The sequence below is a fragment of the Pseudomonas sp. OST1909 genome (assembly GCF_015277575.1).
GTDB classification, from domain to species: Bacteria; Pseudomonadota; Gammaproteobacteria; order Pseudomonadales; family Pseudomonadaceae; genus Aquipseudomonas; species Aquipseudomonas synxantha_A.
Genome location: NZ_CP063780.1, coordinates 292,291 through 308,148, shown reverse-complemented (window position 1 = coordinate 308,148; position 15,858 = coordinate 292,291). Strand labels below are relative to the sequence as shown.

The 15,858-nt window shown below is 59.6% G+C and carries 14 protein-coding genes; all 14 read left to right on the top strand.

Annotated elements, in window-relative coordinates; translation table 11 throughout:
* Positions 1-403 precede the first annotated feature (403 nt).
* The 14 genes from IH404_RS01425 (at position 404) to IH404_RS01360 (ending at position 15,811) form a co-directional block, all read left to right on the top strand.
* Positions 404-1,525 (top strand): Re/Si-specific NAD(P)(+) transhydrogenase subunit alpha, encoded by a 1,122-nt coding sequence (locus tag IH404_RS01425; RefSeq protein WP_194439693.1) that lies wholly within the window; start codon positions 404-406, stop codon positions 1,523-1,525.
* A 15-nt stretch (positions 1,526-1,540) separates the two neighbouring features.
* The gene (locus tag IH404_RS01420; protein ID WP_005783507.1) at positions 1,541-1,864 is read left to right on the top strand and encodes an NAD(P) transhydrogenase subunit alpha; all 324 of its coding nucleotides are present in this window, start codon (positions 1,541-1,543) and stop codon (positions 1,862-1,864) included.
* Positions 1,864-3,300, top strand: a complete 1,437-nt coding sequence (locus tag IH404_RS01415) for an NAD(P)(+) transhydrogenase (Re/Si-specific) subunit beta (RefSeq protein ID WP_005783504.1) — start codon at positions 1,864-1,866, stop codon at positions 3,298-3,300. Before IH404_RS01420 ends, IH404_RS01415 begins: the two co-directional genes overlap by 1 nt.
* A gap of 179 nt (positions 3,301-3,479) precedes the next feature.
* Complete coding sequence (locus tag IH404_RS01410; RefSeq protein ID WP_005783502.1) at positions 3,480-4,973, top strand: acetyl-CoA hydrolase/transferase family protein; 1,494 nt, start codon at positions 3,480-3,482, stop codon at positions 4,971-4,973.
* A gap of 318 nt (positions 4,974-5,291) precedes the next feature.
* Complete coding sequence (locus tag IH404_RS01405; protein ID WP_005783500.1) at positions 5,292-5,507, top strand: DUF1127 domain-containing protein; 216 nt, start codon at positions 5,292-5,294, stop codon at positions 5,505-5,507.
* Positions 5,508-5,835: 328 nt separating this feature from the next.
* Complete coding sequence (locus IH404_RS01400; protein WP_005783498.1) at positions 5,836-6,156, top strand: DUF2388 domain-containing protein; 321 nt, start codon at positions 5,836-5,838, stop codon at positions 6,154-6,156.
* A gap of 165 nt (positions 6,157-6,321) precedes the next feature.
* Positions 6,322-6,570, top strand: a complete 249-nt coding sequence (locus IH404_RS01395; RefSeq protein ID WP_277953095.1) for a DUF2388 domain-containing protein — start codon at positions 6,322-6,324, stop codon at positions 6,568-6,570.
* Positions 6,571-6,596: 26 nt separating this feature from the next.
* On the top strand, positions 6,597-6,917 hold the full coding sequence (locus tag IH404_RS01390) for a DUF2388 domain-containing protein (RefSeq protein ID WP_005783494.1): 321 nt from the start codon (positions 6,597-6,599) through the stop codon (positions 6,915-6,917).
* The gene (locus tag IH404_RS01385) at positions 6,914-8,875 is read left to right on the top strand and encodes a DUF4105 domain-containing protein (RefSeq protein ID WP_194439691.1); all 1,962 of its coding nucleotides are present in this window, start codon (positions 6,914-6,916) and stop codon (positions 8,873-8,875) included. Before IH404_RS01390 ends, IH404_RS01385 begins: the two co-directional genes overlap by 4 nt.
* Positions 8,876-9,255: 380 nt before the next feature.
* Positions 9,256-10,563 carry a CitMHS family transporter gene (locus tag IH404_RS01380; RefSeq protein ID WP_003187405.1) on the top strand — a complete coding sequence of 436 codons (1,308 nt, stop codon included), beginning with the start codon at positions 9,256-9,258 and terminating at the stop codon, positions 10,561-10,563.
* Between the two features lie 64 nt (positions 10,564-10,627).
* A complete protein-coding gene (locus IH404_RS01375) occupies positions 10,628-11,395 on the top strand; it encodes a TerC family protein (protein WP_005783489.1) in 768 nt (255 codons plus the stop codon).
* Positions 11,396-11,607: 212 nt separating this feature from the next.
* Entirely contained in the window at positions 11,608-13,266 is a 1,659-nt protein-coding gene (locus IH404_RS01370; RefSeq protein WP_194439690.1) for a Na/Pi cotransporter family protein, read from the top strand.
* Between the two features lie 58 nt (positions 13,267-13,324).
* Positions 13,325-14,710: a pitrilysin family protein gene (locus tag IH404_RS01365; protein WP_194439689.1), complete on the top strand. Its 1,386-nt coding sequence runs from the start codon at positions 13,325-13,327 to the stop codon at positions 14,708-14,710.
* A 69-nt stretch (positions 14,711-14,779) separates the two neighbouring features.
* Positions 14,780-15,811 (top strand): DUF5924 family protein, encoded by a 1,032-nt coding sequence (locus IH404_RS01360; protein WP_005783485.1) that lies wholly within the window; start codon positions 14,780-14,782, stop codon positions 15,809-15,811.
* Positions 15,812-15,858 lie beyond the last annotated feature (47 nt).

Sequence of the window (15,858 nt, the reverse complement as noted above, 5' to 3'; positions counted from 1 at the left end):
CAGATATACGTATATGTCGCATTTAGACAGTCTGTACCGGTCGAGCGAAAACAAGGCTCAAGGCCATGATCTACATGGCTTGTAGCGACTAATACCAGCCTATAAGCGACCATTCACGTCGGCGATTGGAAAACATCGAATAAATGCCCTTGACCCTTTAAAGACTTGTATTTAAAGAGGTTATTTAAGTCGGTTGCGACAATCAGTCACAGGGTGACTTGTAGTTAATTTTTCGTCACCCGTCATAATCTCTTGAAGGCCGTAAAGTTCGCCTGCAAAATGCCGCGCCCCGCTGTCATTTCAGCGGGATCGTGCTGATCGGTCGCCCCAGTTGCGCCACTCGCGGTGCACTGGCCTTTTTACAAAAAGATCAAAAGCAAAAAGATCATGCAGGAGATTTGACGTGCACATTGGTGTTCCTCTCGAAACCCAGACCGGTGAAACGCGGGTGGCTGCCACCCCGGAAACCATCAAGAAGCTGATCGGCCAGGGCCATAAGGTCACTGTACAAAGCGGTGCAGGCATTAACGCCAGCATCGTCGACAGTGCTTATGAAACGGCAGGCGCAACCATTGGCAGTGCCAGCGATGCGTTCGGCGCCGAGCTGATCCTCAAGGTGGTTGCCCCCAGCGACAGCGAACTGGCGCTGATCAAAAGCGGCACCGTATTGGTGGGCATGCTCAATCCGTTCAGCAACGAAACCATCGCCAAGCTTGCCGAATGCGGCATCACCGCCTTCGCCCTCGAAGCCGCGCCGCGCACTTCACGGGCCCAAAGCCTCGACGTGCTGTCTTCGCAAGCCAACATCGCCGGTTACAAGGCTGTGTTGCTGGCCGCCCATCACTACCCGCGCTTCATGCCGATGCTGATGACCGCCGCTGGCACTGTGAAAGCTGCGCGCGTGTTGATCCTCGGCGCCGGTGTCGCGGGCCTGCAAGCTATCGCCACGGCAAAACGCCTGGGCGCGGTCATCGAAGCGTCCGACGTCCGTCCGGCGGTAAAAGAGCAAATCGAATCCCTGGGCGCCAAGTTCGTCGACGTGCCCTACGAAACCGATGAAGAGCGTGAATGCGCCGTCGGTGTCGGCGGCTACGCGCGCCCGATGCCCACCAGTTGGATGCAGCGCCAGGCCCTGGCCGTGCACGAACGTGCCAAGCAGGCCGACATCGTCATCACCACCGCACTGATCCCAGGCCGCAAGGCGCCTACCCTGCTTAGCGCCGATACCGTCGCGCAGATGAAACCCGGCTCGGTGGTCATCGACCTCGCCGCAGCTCAGGGCGGCAACTGCCCGTTGACCGTCGCTGACCAAGTCGTGGTGGAAAACGGCGTGATCATCTGCGGCCCGACCAACCTGGCAGGCGCTGTCGCCGCGGATGCCTCGGCCTTGTACGCACGCAACCTGCTGGACTTCCTGAAGCTGGTCTTAACCAAGGAAGGGCAGTTTGAAATCAACCTCGAAGACGACATCGTCGCCGCGTGCCTGATGTGCCGCGACGGCCAAGTCATCCGCAAAAACGCCTAAGCAGGGATTCAGACGATGGAAGAGCTTATCTCCCCCGGTATCTACAACCTGATCATCTTTGTGCTGGCGATTTATGTCGGTTACCACGTGGTCTGGAACGTTACCCCCGCGCTGCATACGCCATTAATGGCAGTGACAAACGCGATTTCCGCGATCGTGATTGTGGGCGCCATGCTGGCCGCCGCCCTCACCGTGACGCCGTTGGGCAAGACGATGGGCACCCTGGCGGTAGCTTTGGCTGCGGTTAACGTGTTCGGCGGTTTCCTGGTTACGCGTAGGATGCTTGAGATGTTCAAGAAGAAAGCGCCCAAAGCTGTGAAAGAAGAGGTGCAGAAGTAATGAGCATGAATCTGGTGACGACGCTCTACCTGATCGCGTCGATCTGCTTCATCCAGGCCCTCAAAGGCCTGTCGCACCCCACCACCTCCCGACGCGGCAACCTGTTCGGCATGCTCGGCATGGCACTGGCGGTGCTGACCACCGTAGGCCTGATCTATAAGCTCGGCGCGGAGCTGGCCACCGCCGGTATCGGCTACGTCATCGTCGGCCTGCTGGTCGGCGGCACGGCCGGCTCGATCATGGCCAAACGCGTAGAGATGACCAAGATGCCGGAGCTGGTGGCGTTCATGCATAGCATGATCGGCCTGGCAGCGGTGTTTATCGCGATTGCAGCGGTCGTCGAGCCACAGTCCCTGGGTATCGTCAAACACCTGGGCGATTCGATCCCGGCCGGTAACCGCCTGGAGCTGTTCCTCGGTGCCGCCATCGGTGCTATCACCTTCTCCGGCTCGGTGATCGCATTCGGCAAGCTATCCGGTAAGTACAAGTTCCGCCTGTTCCAAGGCGCACCGGTACAGTTTGGTGGGCAACACAAGCTGAACCTGGTGCTCGGTTTGGCAACCCTGGGTCTGGGCCTGGCGTTCATGTTCACCGGCAACCTCACTGCGTTCGCGCTGATGCTGGCCCTGGCCTTCGTGCTGGGCGTGCTGATCATCATCCCGATCGGCGGCGCCGACATGCCGGTAGTGGTATCGATGCTCAACAGTTATTCCGGCTGGGCAGCGGCGGGCATTGGCTTCTCGCTGAACAACTCGATGCTGATCATCGCCGGCTCCCTGGTCGGCTCCAGCGGCGCGATCCTGTCTTACATCATGTGCAAGGCGATGAACCGCTCCTTCTTTAATGTACTGCTGGGCGGTTTCGGCAATACGCCAGACGCCGGTGCAGCAGCTGGCTCTAAAGAAGCTCGCCCGGTGAAGTCCGGCTCCGCCGACGACGCTACCTTCCTGCTGACCAACGCCGACACGGTCATCATCGTGCCGGGCTATGGCTTGGCCGTTGCGCGGGCACAACACGCGCTTAAAGAGTTGACCGAAAAGCTCACCCATCGCGGCGTCACCGTGAAGTACGCGATCCACCCGGTGGCGGGCCGTATGCCTGGGCATATGAACGTGCTGCTGGCCGAGGCCGAAGTGCCTTACGACCAGGTGTTCGAGATGGAAGACATCAACTCTGAGTTCGGCCAGGCTGACGTGGTGCTGGTGTTGGGCGCCAACGACGTGGTCAACCCGGCGGCCAAGAACGATCCGAACTCACCGATTGCCGGTATGCCGATCCTCGAGGCGTTCAAGGCCAAGACCATCATCGTCAACAAGCGCTCGATGGCCAGCGGCTATGCAGGCCTGGATAACGAGTTGTTCTACCTGGACAAGACCATGATGGTCTTCGGTGATGCCAAGAAGGTCATCGAAGATATGGTCAAAGCTGTCGAATAACACTGCGCCAGCGCAATACCCGAAACCCTGGCCTCACGTAGGCTGGGGTTTTTTATTAGCGGATGAAACCCGACCAAAGGCTCTAAATCGCCACCTGGCATTCGACCATGGTAGCGGGCCGAAACTTTTTGAAATCACTACACTGCCCACCTTGCTTCCGTAGCCTGAGATAACAATTCATGTACCGTGATCGTATCCGCTTGCCTTCGTTGTTGAACAAGGTCATGAGCGCGGCAGACGCCGCTGCACTGATCGAGGACGGCATGACCGTCGGCATGAGCGGCTTCACCCGTGCCGGTGAAGCCAAGGCCGTCCCCCACGCCCTGGCCGAACGCGCCAAGACTTCGCCCCTCAAAATCACGCTGATGACGGGCGCCAGCCTGGGCAATGACCTGGACAAGCAACTGACCGAAGCTGGCGTACTGTCGCGACGTATGCCGTTTCAAGTCGACAGCACGCTGCGCAAGGCGATCAATGCTGGCGAGGTGATGTTTATCGACCAGCACCTATCGGAAACCGTCGAGCAACTGCGCAACAACCAGCTCAAGTTGCCGGACATTGCGGTAATCGAAGCGGTCGCCATCACTGAACAAGGGCACATCGTGCCCACCACGTCCGTAGGCAACTCAGCCAGCTTCGCAATTTTCGCCAAGCACGTGATCGTCGAGATCAACCTCGCGCACAATCCGAACCTGGAAGGGCTGCATGACATCTATATCCCGACCTACCGGCCGACGCGCACGCCTATCCCGCTGGTGAAGGTCGACGACCGCATTGGCAGCACTGCGATTCCGATCCCGCCAGAGAAAATCGTCGCTATCGTGGTCACTAACCAGGCCGACTCTGCCTCAACCGTGACGCCGCCTGACGATGACACTCAAGGCATCGCCAACCACCTGATCAACTTCCTCAAGCAGGAAGTTGACGCCGGACGCATGACCAACAAACTCGGCCCGCTGCAAGCCGGGATCGGCAACATTGCCAACGCGGTGATGTGTGGCTTGATCGATTCGCCCTTCGAAGATCTGACGATGTACTCGGAAGTGCTGCAGGATTCGACCTTCGACCTGATCGACGCCGGGAAGCTGAGCTTCGCCTCCGGCAGCTCGATTACCTTGTCGGAGCGCCGCAATGCCGACGTTTTCGGCAACCTGGAGCACTACAAGGACAAGCTGATATTGCGCCCACAGGAAATCTCCAACCATCCTGAAGTGGTGCGCCGCCTGGGCATCATCGGTATCAACACCGCGCTGGAGTTCGATATCTACGGCAACGTCAACTCCACCCACGTCTGCGGCACGCGGATGATGAATGGCATTGGCGGCTCCGGGGACTTCGCGCGCAACGCGCACCTGGCAATCTTTGTCACCAAATCGATTGCCAAGGGGGGCGCGATTTCCAGCGTGGTGCCGATGGTCAGCCATGTGGACCACACCGAACATGACGTGGACATCCTCGTCACCGAAGTGGGCTTGGCCGATCTGCGCGGCCTGGCACCGCGGGAGCGTGCGCGGGTGATCATCGACAACTGTGTGCATCCGGCCTACCGCGACGCGCTCAATACTTACTTCGAAGCCGCCTGTGCCATCGGTGGGCACACGCCGCATATCCTGCGCCAGGCACTGAGTTGGCACATCAACCTGGAAGAAACCGGGCATATGCTCAAGGCTTGATGAATACAGATCCGAGCTGATGCAACTACAGTTTCATCAGCTCGGCAGCCTAGCCAGTGTCTATGCAATAAACTGTACTACTGTACCGCTCATTTCCTACTTAAATATCCCACAACTCATCTTGAAAACACCAATTTCGCACCTTTTAGGTGCGCACAGGTACAGTTGCCCCATTTCCGTACCGTACAGCCGTATTAAACAGTTAACTGGCCCCTCACAATACAGGTGAACTGTATCTAGAGAGTCTTGCGCCGGAGGAGGATCATTGGCATCAGTTAAACCACTACCTAATCCCGCCACAAGCGGAAGGATGTCATCATGGAACGTACACTCAGTTCCGAACTGTTCTTCGAAGAGAAAGCTGTAAACACCAACGCTTCCCTGCCTTTGCGCGTTCTCGCCAACCTGATGTTGTGGCAGCGCCGCATCTCCAGCCGCCACCAATTGGCTCGCCTGGATTCGCGTCTGCTGGCTGACGCCGGTATCAGCGAAGCTCAACGCTACGAAGAGCTGAGCAAGCCGTTCTGGCGCTAAGCAGCGCCCGCTGGCCCTGACCCACCGGGTCCACCGCCAGCACTCTGATTTGTTAAAGCAAAGCCCGCCCCGGGTAACCGGAGGCGGGCTTTGTTGTTTCTGCGAAAGGGCATTGAATCGGTAGGATTTCCACCTACAGGTACAGTTTTAATAAAATAATTATTAACCAGTACAGTTAAATTACAGGCTTCCTGTTGCACCGGTCCAAGCCTAATATCCACTCACCACGTGGCGAACCCTGTAGAGCGAGCGTCTGATGCTCAACAGTCCCAGTCCGTCTCACTGTGGCCGCGTCGCGCCACCTTATTTCGTCTACAGGAGTTACCCCATGCCCCGCCTTCGCCTGCTGTGCACCGCCGCCGTGCTCACCCTGGCCGCCAACGCTAACGCGAGCAGCTTCATCATGACCACTGACTCGATCGTTGGCGCCCTGAAAGCCACTTCCGACGCCACCTCCGATGCGACCTCCTCCCTGCGCGACAATAAGGTCGTACAGGCCGCCCGTGATGACGCAGCCAGCTTCGTCGCCAGCGAAGGCGCTATCCGTGGCGTGAAACTGGAAAGCGCCCTGGCCCACATCCGCCAGCAAGCGCCGCAACTGGCCATCGCTACCGATGCACAGCTGGCACAGGCAATCCTGGCGATCTGATCTGCGGCAACAGACGGGAGCGCCTGCCGCTCCCGAATGCCTCGGCGCTGGCCCTCGCCTGGTCATTGCGCTAGCCTTGGCGCTCGTTTTCAGTTGTCGAGTCCCATGGTTTTTTCATACCGCCTGTTGATTGTTCCCGTACTGTTTTGCGCCTGCTGGTCACCCTTGGCTTTGGCCATGGATGTGTCCACCCAGAGCACCGTTGTCAGCGTGTATGCCAGCGGCAAGGTGACCTCTGCTCCGTTCGACAACAAGTTGGTGATGGCCGCTCAGGATGATGCTGCCGCTTTCATTGCCACTGACGGCCAATGGCGGGGCGCACGCCTGGAGTCCGCGCTGGATTATCTGCGCCACAGTCGGCCAAAACTTCATGCGAGCGACCTTGAACTGGCGCAAGCAATTCTCGTCCAATAGTTATCTTTGTATTTCGGAGTCACTCGATGCGTAGCCCGTTGATCGTCGCCGCCCTCGGCCTGCTGTTTTTGGTCGATGTCGCCCAGGCGCAAACCTTGAAGGCCACCAGCAACATCATCGTGCGTGCATCGGCGCGCACCATTGATTTCACCTCGGACACCACCACGTCCATCCGCGACTCCAAAATCGTGCGCGAAGCCCACGACGACGCCGCCAGCTTCGTCGCCACGAATGGCGAGATCCGCGGCGCCCAGCTTGAAGCCGCGTTCGATACCCTTCGCACCCGCGTGCCAGAAGCCCGTGATGCCAGCGACCAGACCCTCGCCGAAGCTATCCTCGCTCTGTGAGGCGCATCAAAACCTGGCTCCTGGCCGGGGCCGTGCTGCTGTGTGCAAGTACAGCCCAGGCCAGCCTGCAACTGCGGCTCAAAACCGATGGTTTGAGCGCGGCCGAACAGCGGGCCAGCCAGGCATTGCTCGATGAAGCGCTGAACGCCTTACCGCCACGTTTTGTCGAGCAACTGGATCGGCGGATTGATGTCGGCTGGACCGACAAGATGCCTGAAAATGCCTATGGCCAGGCGTCCCTGGTGTCGGAGCTGGACCTGAATCAAAACCTGCTCGCCAGCCTGACCGACGGCAGCGCCGCCGCCCTCAAAACCAATCGCCCCCACGGCACAGTGCGCAAGGAATTGCTCGCCACGGTGCTGCATGAACTGACCCACATCTACGACCGCGCACGCCTGTGGCCCAAAGACGAGCGCGCACTGATCCAGCGTTGCAGTCGCCAGAACAACATCACCGGCTTGATCGGCCTGCCCGATCAATGCCGTGGCCAGAACGACCGGCGCTTCACTCTCAGTGATGATCCACGCCTGCTGGACCTCGCCGGCTGGCCACAATATGTCGGCCGCCGCGGCGAACGTGAACAGCACAACAATCAGGTGGTGCGCAGCCCGGACATCTACGAAACCACCAGCCCGTTGGAGTTCGTGGCGGTCAACATGGAGTACTTCCTCCTCGACCCCAGCTACGCCTGCCGACGCCCTGCGCTGTTCCGCTATTACAAGGAACATTTCGGCTGGGCGCCGCCCGAACAGCAACCCTGTGCCAAGACATACCCCTTCCTGAACGCCGGCAATGACTTCGCCAAGACGCCACTGGGGCAAATAGACCCGGAACGGGTGTATGAAATCGATTACCTGCTCGCCGAAGCCAACCAGAATCTGGTGAGCCGCTGGGGCCATAGCATGTTGCGCCTGGTGATCTGCGCGCCAGGTCGCCCGCGTGGCCCCGATTGCCGGCTGGATCTGGACCGCCACCTGGTGCTGTCCTACCGCGCCTTCGTCGGTGACGTACAGCTGTCGAGCTGGGATGGGCTGGTGGGCAAGTACCCGTCGCGACTGTTCGTATTGCCGCTGGCCCAGGTCATCGATGAATACACCAAGACCGAATTGCGAGGCCTGGCGTCGGTACCGCTGAAGCTCAACCGCCAGGAAATCAACGACACCGTCGAGCATGCGGCTGAAATGCACTGGAGCTATGACGGCAACTATTTCTTTATCTCCAACAACTGTGCGGTTGAAAGCCTGAAACTGTTACGCAGTGGCAGTGCCAACCCGCAATTGACCGGCCTGGACAACATCACCCCCAACGGTTTGCTCGAAGTCCTCAGCGCGCGCGGCCTGGCCGACACCAGCGTATTGAATGACAAGCGCGAGGCACTGCGCCTGGGGTATCACTTCGACTCGTTCCGTGAGCGTTACCAGGCGATGTTCGATGTGCTGCGCAAGCGCCTGCCGATCAAGCAGACCCAGGTCGAAGACTGGCTGGCCCTGGATGCGCAAGCGCGCCGCCAGTGGTTCAGCCAGGCCGACCTGCGTACCAGCGCTGCGTTGTTGTTGCTTGAACAAGCCAGCTATCGCAAGCAACTGATGCTCGCCCAGGACGAAGTCAAACAGCGCTATCTCAATGCCCGCGAGCTGAAAAATGGCGGCATGGAGAAAGCCAACAACACGCTGCAACAGATCCTCGCCAACAGTGGCTTTCTCAGTCGCCCGGCCGAGTTGCTCGACAGTGGCGGCTATGGCCTGCCGCAACCTTCGGAAGCCAAGCGCCTGGAGTCGGAGAGCGCCGAACGTCAGAAGCAGTTGCAATCATTGACCGGCGAGCTGGATAAAGAGGTAAGGGCGCTGCTCGATCCGGCCCGTGCTGCCGAGATTGCGGCGTGTGAGGCCAACCTCAAGCAGCTGGGTGAGCATTTGCGTGCGCTGCATAAAGCGGCCGGCGGCCTCGAACTGCCCTGATATTTTCGTAGCAACCACTGTTCTAATGTGGGAGCTGGCTTGCCTGCGATGACGATGTCACAGCCATAGGAAATGTCGGCTGATACACCCTCATCGCAGGCAAGCCAGCTCCCACATTTTGTTCTGCATGAGCCTCAAGACCAGATGTCGCCCCTTCATCAACAGTTTTAGTGGCGAAAGCTGGCTGAAAGCTTACCCGTCTAGGATCGCCCCAACTGCCGGCAACAGACCGGCTGTAAACAACAACAATGGTGATTCCCGATGTCCGCTCGTACCCGCCTGTTCGCACCCACTCCCCCCGTACGCCTCGTGCCTTTCGTTCTGCGCTGACCCTCACCCGGTTCGCCATTCCCTAGCCGCGCTACGCCTGGAGTATTCCTATGCTGACTTTCCTTGGCTTTGCCATGGTCATCACGTTCATGTTCCTGATCATGACCAAGCGCCTGTCTGCGCTGATCGCCTTGATCATCGTGCCCATCCTGTTTGCACTGTTCGGCGGTTTCGCGCCGAAGATCGGCCCGATGATGCTCGAAGGCATCACCAAGCTCGCGCCAACTGGCGTGATGCTGATGTTCGCCATCCTCTACTTTGCCTTGATGATCGACTCCGGCCTGTTCGACCCGGCCGTGCGCAAGATCCTCAAGATGGTCAAGGGCGACCCGCTGAAAGTCTCGGTCGGCACTGCCGTGCTGGCTTTGGTGGTATCCCTGGACGGTGATGGCGCCACCACCTACATGATCTGCGTGGCCGCCATGCTGCCGCTGTACCAGCGCATCGGCATGAGCCCGCGGATCATGGCCGGTCTGATCATTCTCGCCGGCGGTGTAATGAACATGACACCCTGGGGTGGCCCGACGGCTCGTGCGGCCAGTGCGTTGCATGTGGATCCGTCCGACATCTTCGTACCGATGATTCCGGCCATGGCCGCTGGCGTCGTGGCGATCCTGGTAATTGCCTACATGTACGGCAAGCGTGAGCGCGCACGCCTGGGTGAACTGCACCTGCAGGGCGACGAGATCGACCACAGCGAAATCAGCGTGTCGCAATTCCCCGACGCCCGCCGCCCGAAACTGATCTGGTTCAACGGCGCCCTCACCCTGGCCCTGATGTGCACCCTGATTGCCGGCCTGTTGCCGCTGCCGGTGCTGTTCATGGTGGCGTTCAGTATCGCGATGATCGTCAACTACCCGTGCCTGCAACAGCAGAAAGACCGCGTCGCAGCCCACGCCGGCAGCGTCTTGGCGGTCGTCGGACTGATCTTCGCCGCCGGGATCTTCACAGGCATCCTGTCGGGTACCGGCATGGTCGACGCCATGTCAAAAAGCCTGCTGGCGGTCATCCCGGAAGCCATGGGCCCGTACCTGGCAGTGATCACTGCGCTGGTGAGCATGCCGTTCACCTTCTTCATGTCCAACGATGCGTTCTATTACGGCGTACTGCCAGTATTGGCCGAAGCGGCCAGCCACTACGGCATCACCGCGGTCGAAATGGCCCGTGCGTCGATCGTCGGGCAACCCGTGCACCTGCTCAGCCCGCTGGTACCCTCGACTTACTTGCTGGTGGCGCTGGCGGGTATTGAGTTCGGCGACCACCAACGCTTCACCTTGAAGTGGGCAGTGCTGGTATGCCTGTGCATAATGTTCGCCGCATTGCTGATGGGGATTTTTCCGCTGTTCAGCACTCTATAATCGTACTGACTCACCGCGCGGCGCTACAGCTTGCGCGGTTTAACACTTGCTCAAAGGAATACACATGGAATGGCTGACCAATCCGGAAATCTGGATTGCCTTCTTCACCCTGACGGCTCTCGAGATCGTCCTGGGCATCGATAACATCATCATGATTTCGATCCTGGTCAGCCGCATGCCCAAGCATATGCAGGCGCGTACCCGGATCTTCGGCCTGGCACTGGCCATGGTCACGCGCATCCTGTTGCTGCTGTCGATCACCTGGGTCATGCAACTGACCGCCGACCTGTTCGTGGTGTTTGGCCAGGGCATTTCCGGCCGTGACCTGATCCTGTTCTTCGGCGGCCTGTTCCTGCTGTGGAAAAGCTCCCAGGAGATGTACCACGCCCTGGAAGGGGAAGACGAAACCAACGACGAGCCCAAAGGCGCCGGTGGCAAGTTCATCTACACCATCATCCAGATCGCCATCATCGACATCGTGTTCTCCCTGGACTCGGTAATCACCGCCGTCGGCATGGTTTCCCATGTGCCGGTGATGGTGGCTGCAATCGTCGTGGCCGTACTGGTGATGATGCTGGCTGCCGGCACTATCAGCGAGTTCATCGACAAGCACCCGTCGCTGAAAATGCTGGCGCTGTCGTTCCTGCTGGTGGTGGGTACTGTGCTGATCGCCGAATCCTTCGACGTGCATGTGCCAAAAGGCTATGTCTACTTCGCCATGGCGTTCTCGCTGGCAGTGGAAGCGGTGAACATCAAGATGCGCACCGCCATCGCCAAAAAGAAGAAGCAGCAGGATCCAGTGAAACTGCGTAAAGACATTCCGGGTCAATAAACCTGACCCGCTGCTGAAATGGGGCGCTTGCGCCCCATTTTTTCGTCTGCCAAAAAGTTGATTTCATGACAGTTTTGTTTCAATCCGGAGTTTAGCTATGCGATGCTGGCGCAGAGCCCATTAGCCAACTACAGCTTAAGTACAAGACGTAGAACGGCACGCGGTAACTTTCCTTCGCTCCTCCTGGAGCGCACCTACACGGGGGGCCGAGCATGCTGACCCTGCTCAATCTGCTTTCCGCCGTGACCCTGCTTATCTGGGGCACGCACATCGTCCGTACCGGCATCCTGCGGGTCTACGGCTCCAACTTGCGCCAAGTCATCGGGCAGAACATGTCCAAGCGCTGGCTGGCCTTTATCGCCGGGATCCTGGTGACCGCCATGGTGCAAAGCAGCAACGCCACGGCGATGCTGGTCACTTCCTTTGTCGGCCAGGGGTTGATGAGCCTTACACCGGCCTTGGCCACCATGCTTGGTGCCGACGTCGGTACCGCGCTGATGGCGCGGGTACTGACTTTCGACTTGTCCTGGCTGTCGCCGCTGCTGATCTTCCTTGGGGTGATTTTCTTCCTGTCGCGCAAACAGACGCGGGCAGGGCAGTTGGGCCGGGTGGGGATCGGCCTTGGGCTGATCATCCTCGCGCTGCAATTGATCGTCGAGGCCGCCGGACCCATCACCCATGCCCAGGGCGTCAAGGTGATCTTCGCCTCGCTGACCGGCGATATCTTGCTCGACGCCCTAGTCGGCGCGCTGTTCGCAATGATTTCCTACTCCAGCCTCGCCGCCGTGCTGCTTACGGCCACCCTGGCCGGCGCCGGCGTGATCGGTTTGCACGTGGCCATCGGCCTGGTGATCGGCGCCAATATCGGCAGCGGTGTGCTGGCATTTCTAAGCACCAGCATGCAAAACACCGCCGGCCGCCAAGTGGCCCTGGGCAGCCTGTTGTACAAACTGATCGGCCTGTTGCTGATCATTCCTGTACTTGACCCGCTCGTGGGCTGGATGGACGGCCTGGACTACAGCGCCCAAGGCATGGTCATCACCTTTCACCTGCTCTATAACGTCACGCGCTGCTTGATTCTGCTGCCCACCATTGGCCCTATGGCGCGGCTGTGCGCCTGGCTGTTGCCCGAGCGCGAAGAAACCAATGGCAAGGTCAAACCACGCCACCTCGACCTGGCCGCGCTCACCACGCCGAGCCTGGCCTTAGCCAACGCCGCGCGAGAAACCCTGCGTCTGGGTGACCTGATCGACAATATGCTCACCTCCATGCAGGAGGTGCTGCGCGGTAATCAAACCGCAATCACCCAGCAAATGCGCAGCCTCAGCGATGACGTCGAGGCGCTCTACAGCGCGATCAAGCTCTATCTGGCGCAAATGCCCCGTGAAGACCTGAGCGAACAAGACAACCGCCGCTGGGCGGAGATCATCGAGTTGTCGATCAACCTGAAACTGGCAGGTGACTTGATCGAACGCATGTTGCGCAAGGTCCAGCAGCAGAAAACCTCGCAGCGACGGCAGTTTTCCGAAGTGGGCCTGGAAGAACTCAGCGGTCTGCACAGCCAGTTGATCGCCAACCTGCGCCTGGGTCTGTCGGTGTTTCTCAGCGGCGACCCGGAGAGCGCTCGCCAATTGCTGCGTGAAAAACGCCGCTTCCGCGCCCAGGAACGTCGCCTGGCTCACGCCCATGTCAGCCGCCTGCAGCGCAAGATCGTACAGAGCCTGGAAACCAGCTCCCTGCACCTGGAGCTGATCGCCGACATGAAACGCTTGAACTCGTTGTTTTGCAGCAGCGCTTATGTAGTCTTGGAAACGTCCGACACTGGCGCACTCTCCACCGAAGATATTGCCGACATCACCCATTCGCCCTGAACGTACGACGGCCAGTGAAGTCAGTTAACAATGGACCTCACTCGCCAGGAAGCTTGTTATGCGTCGCCTGTTACTCGCCTGCCTGCTTCTAGGATCGGCACACACCTTTGCCTTCGACCGTCAGCAAGTCGAGGGCTACACCTTGCCCAACGGCCTGCAGCTGCTGCTCAAACCGGGCACCGAACGCGGGCACGTGGCCATCCGCCTGGTGGTCGGCGTGGGCCTGGATGACTTCGGTTGCGAAGACAAAGAGCTTCCCCACCTGTTCGAACACCTGCTGTTCAGCGGCATCGACGGCGGTGGCGAAGGCGACCTCGAAGACCGCATGCAAGCGTTGGGCGGCGAATGGAACGCCTACACCAGCAACGCCGACACTACATTCGTCATCGAGGCCCCCGCGCACAACCAGCGCAAGGTGCTGGACCTGCTGCTGGCAATCCTGACCCGCACGCAGTTGACCGATGCCAATATCAACGCCGCCAAGCAGGTGGTCGAGCGCGAAGACGGCGGCCATTATTCGCACCTGCAACGTTTGCTGGATCGCCAGGACCTGGGCCACAGCGCCAGCAACCAATTGGCCGTCGAGTTGGGGCTCAAATGCGCCGAACGCGCGCAGGTCGGCCACCTGACCCGCGATCAGTTGGAGAAACTGCGCAAAGCCTGGTACGCGCCCAACAACATGACCCTGATCGTCGTCGGCGATCTGGACAAGCTGCTGCCAGCCTACCTGGAACGCACCTACGGCCAGCTCGACCCGGTAGACCCAAGCGAGCATCGCCCGCTGCCGCAGATCCAGCACACCGCCGCCACCCAGCGCGACCTGGTCCATGGCTGGGTCGGCGATGGCGCCAAACTGCACTGGCTGTTCCCCGAGCCGGTGCTGGACGACCAGCATGACGAAACCTACGACCTGCTCAAGGATTATCTCGATTGGGCGCTGTATCGACAGCTGCGTCTGAAGCACGGTTTGTCCTACGGCCCTTGGAGCGAACGCGAAGTGCTCGGCGGCGTAGGCTTCCTGAGCCTGAACGCCGACCTCGAACGGGAAAATCTCCCTGAAGCCGAGCAAGTCTTGCAAGACCTCAAGGCACAACTGCTCAAGGACGGAATCGACCCGAAGGTGTTCACTCGCCTGCAGCAGGCTGCCATTGCTCGCCAAGCCTGGGCGGTACAGGGCAACAGTGCGCTGGCCGATTATTACTGGAGTGCCGCCGGCGACTACGCTGACGGCCGCTTCAGCGACCCGGTCAAGCGCATCAAGGCAGTGAGCCTTTCGCAAACCAACCAGGCGATGCGCGAGGTCTTCAAGCAACCGGGCTACTGGCGCATCGAAAAGCCGTTGTTGAGCTATGACGCCCTGACCTGGATAGGTGCGGGCGTTCTTGGGCTCATCGCCATAGTGTTGATTGGCGTTCGGCGTTATCGCCAACGGATCATGGAATGAAGCACCGAGCCCAGCGCTAAGACGTTATTCTGTCTGGGATTTTTTCCTACAAAGACTGCGAACCGCCGAATGCCAAACCTGACCCATCTAATCCAGCGCATCCTCGAACTGATCAAGCGCTACCCAGGGGTAATTGCACTCGGCGGTTTTATCTCGGGTGTGGGCAGCTTTATCCTGGTGGACCGCCAGCAAGGCATGGCCAGCTGGATCGCCGTCATCATGCTGGTCAGTTGGTTGTGGCTGATGCTGGAAAACAGCTTCACCCAACTGTTTGCCAAGCTCTTCAAGCGCGAGATCCCGGAACCGCTGCTGCGCTATGCCACGCAGATGATCCACCAGGAAAGCCTGTTCTTTGTCCTGCCCTTCTTTTTCGTCACCACCGCCTGGAACAGCGGCCAGTCGTTGTTCACCGGCCTGCTCGGCGCGGCGGCACTGGTGTCGATCATCGACCCGTTGTACTACAAGTGGCTGGCGCCCAAGCGCTCGCTGTTCCTGGCCCTGCACACCCTGACCTTGTTCGCCGCATTGCTCACCGCGCTGCCCATCATCATGCACCTGACCACTGCCCAGAGTTACAAGCTGGCACTCGGTGTGGCCATGGCGCTGTCGATCCCGAGCCTGGCGGTCAGCCTGCCGCTGCGCAGCCTCAAAGGCTGGGCGATGCTGCTGGGGGTCACGGCGGCGATCGGTTGCGCCGGCTGGTTCCTGCGTAGCTGGGTGCCGCCGGCCACCCTGTGGATGACCGAAGTCGCCATCAGCACCCAACTGCAGGATCGCACCCCGGGCGATGACCTCAAGGAGGTCACCGCCGACCAGTTGCGCAGCGGTGGCCTCTACGCCTATACCGCAATCAACGCCCCACGCGGGCTGGATGAGCGGATCTACCATGTGTGGAAATTCAACGGCAAGGAAGTCGACCGCATTGCTCTGGATATCCACGGTGGGCGCAAGGAGGGCTATCGCGCCTGGACGCACAAGCAGAATTTCCCGGGCGACGCAGCGGGGCGCTGGCAAGTGCAGGTCCTCACCGAGGACGGCCAGGTGATCGGCGTCTTGCGCTTCAAGGTGATCGACACAGCACAAGCGGACAACCCAAAGTAGGTCAGATCGTGCTATTACGTAGCCATTGTGGATAGCCAAACAAGCTC

Excerpts from the sequence above, each read along its gene's own strand:
- IH404_RS01390 (WP_005783494.1), top strand. The coding sequence starts at position 6,597 with ATGCGTAGCCCGTTGATCGTCGCCGCCCTCGGCCTGCTGTTTTTGGTC.
- IH404_RS01380 (WP_003187405.1), top strand. The coding sequence starts at position 9,256 with ATGCTGACTTTCCTTGGCTTTGCCATGGTCATCACGTTCATGTTCCTG.
- IH404_RS01360 (WP_005783485.1), top strand. The coding sequence starts at position 14,780 with ATGCCAAACCTGACCCATCTAATCCAGCGCATCCTCGAACTGATCAAG.
- IH404_RS01370 (WP_194439690.1), top strand. The coding sequence starts at position 11,608 with ATGCTGACCCTGCTCAATCTGCTTTCCGCCGTGACCCTGCTTATCTGG.
- IH404_RS01415 (WP_005783504.1), top strand. The coding sequence starts at position 1,864 with ATGAGCATGAATCTGGTGACGACGCTCTACCTGATCGCGTCGATCTGC.
- IH404_RS01365 (WP_194439689.1), top strand. The coding sequence starts at position 13,325 with ATGCGTCGCCTGTTACTCGCCTGCCTGCTTCTAGGATCGGCACACACC.
- IH404_RS01405 (WP_005783500.1), top strand. The coding sequence starts at position 5,292 with ATGGAACGTACACTCAGTTCCGAACTGTTCTTCGAAGAGAAAGCTGTA.
- IH404_RS01410 (WP_005783502.1), top strand. The coding sequence starts at position 3,480 with ATGTACCGTGATCGTATCCGCTTGCCTTCGTTGTTGAACAAGGTCATG.
- IH404_RS01400 (WP_005783498.1), top strand. The coding sequence starts at position 5,836 with ATGCCCCGCCTTCGCCTGCTGTGCACCGCCGCCGTGCTCACCCTGGCC.
- IH404_RS01375 (WP_005783489.1), top strand. The coding sequence starts at position 10,628 with ATGGAATGGCTGACCAATCCGGAAATCTGGATTGCCTTCTTCACCCTG.
- IH404_RS01420 (WP_005783507.1), top strand. The coding sequence starts at position 1,541 with ATGGAAGAGCTTATCTCCCCCGGTATCTACAACCTGATCATCTTTGTG.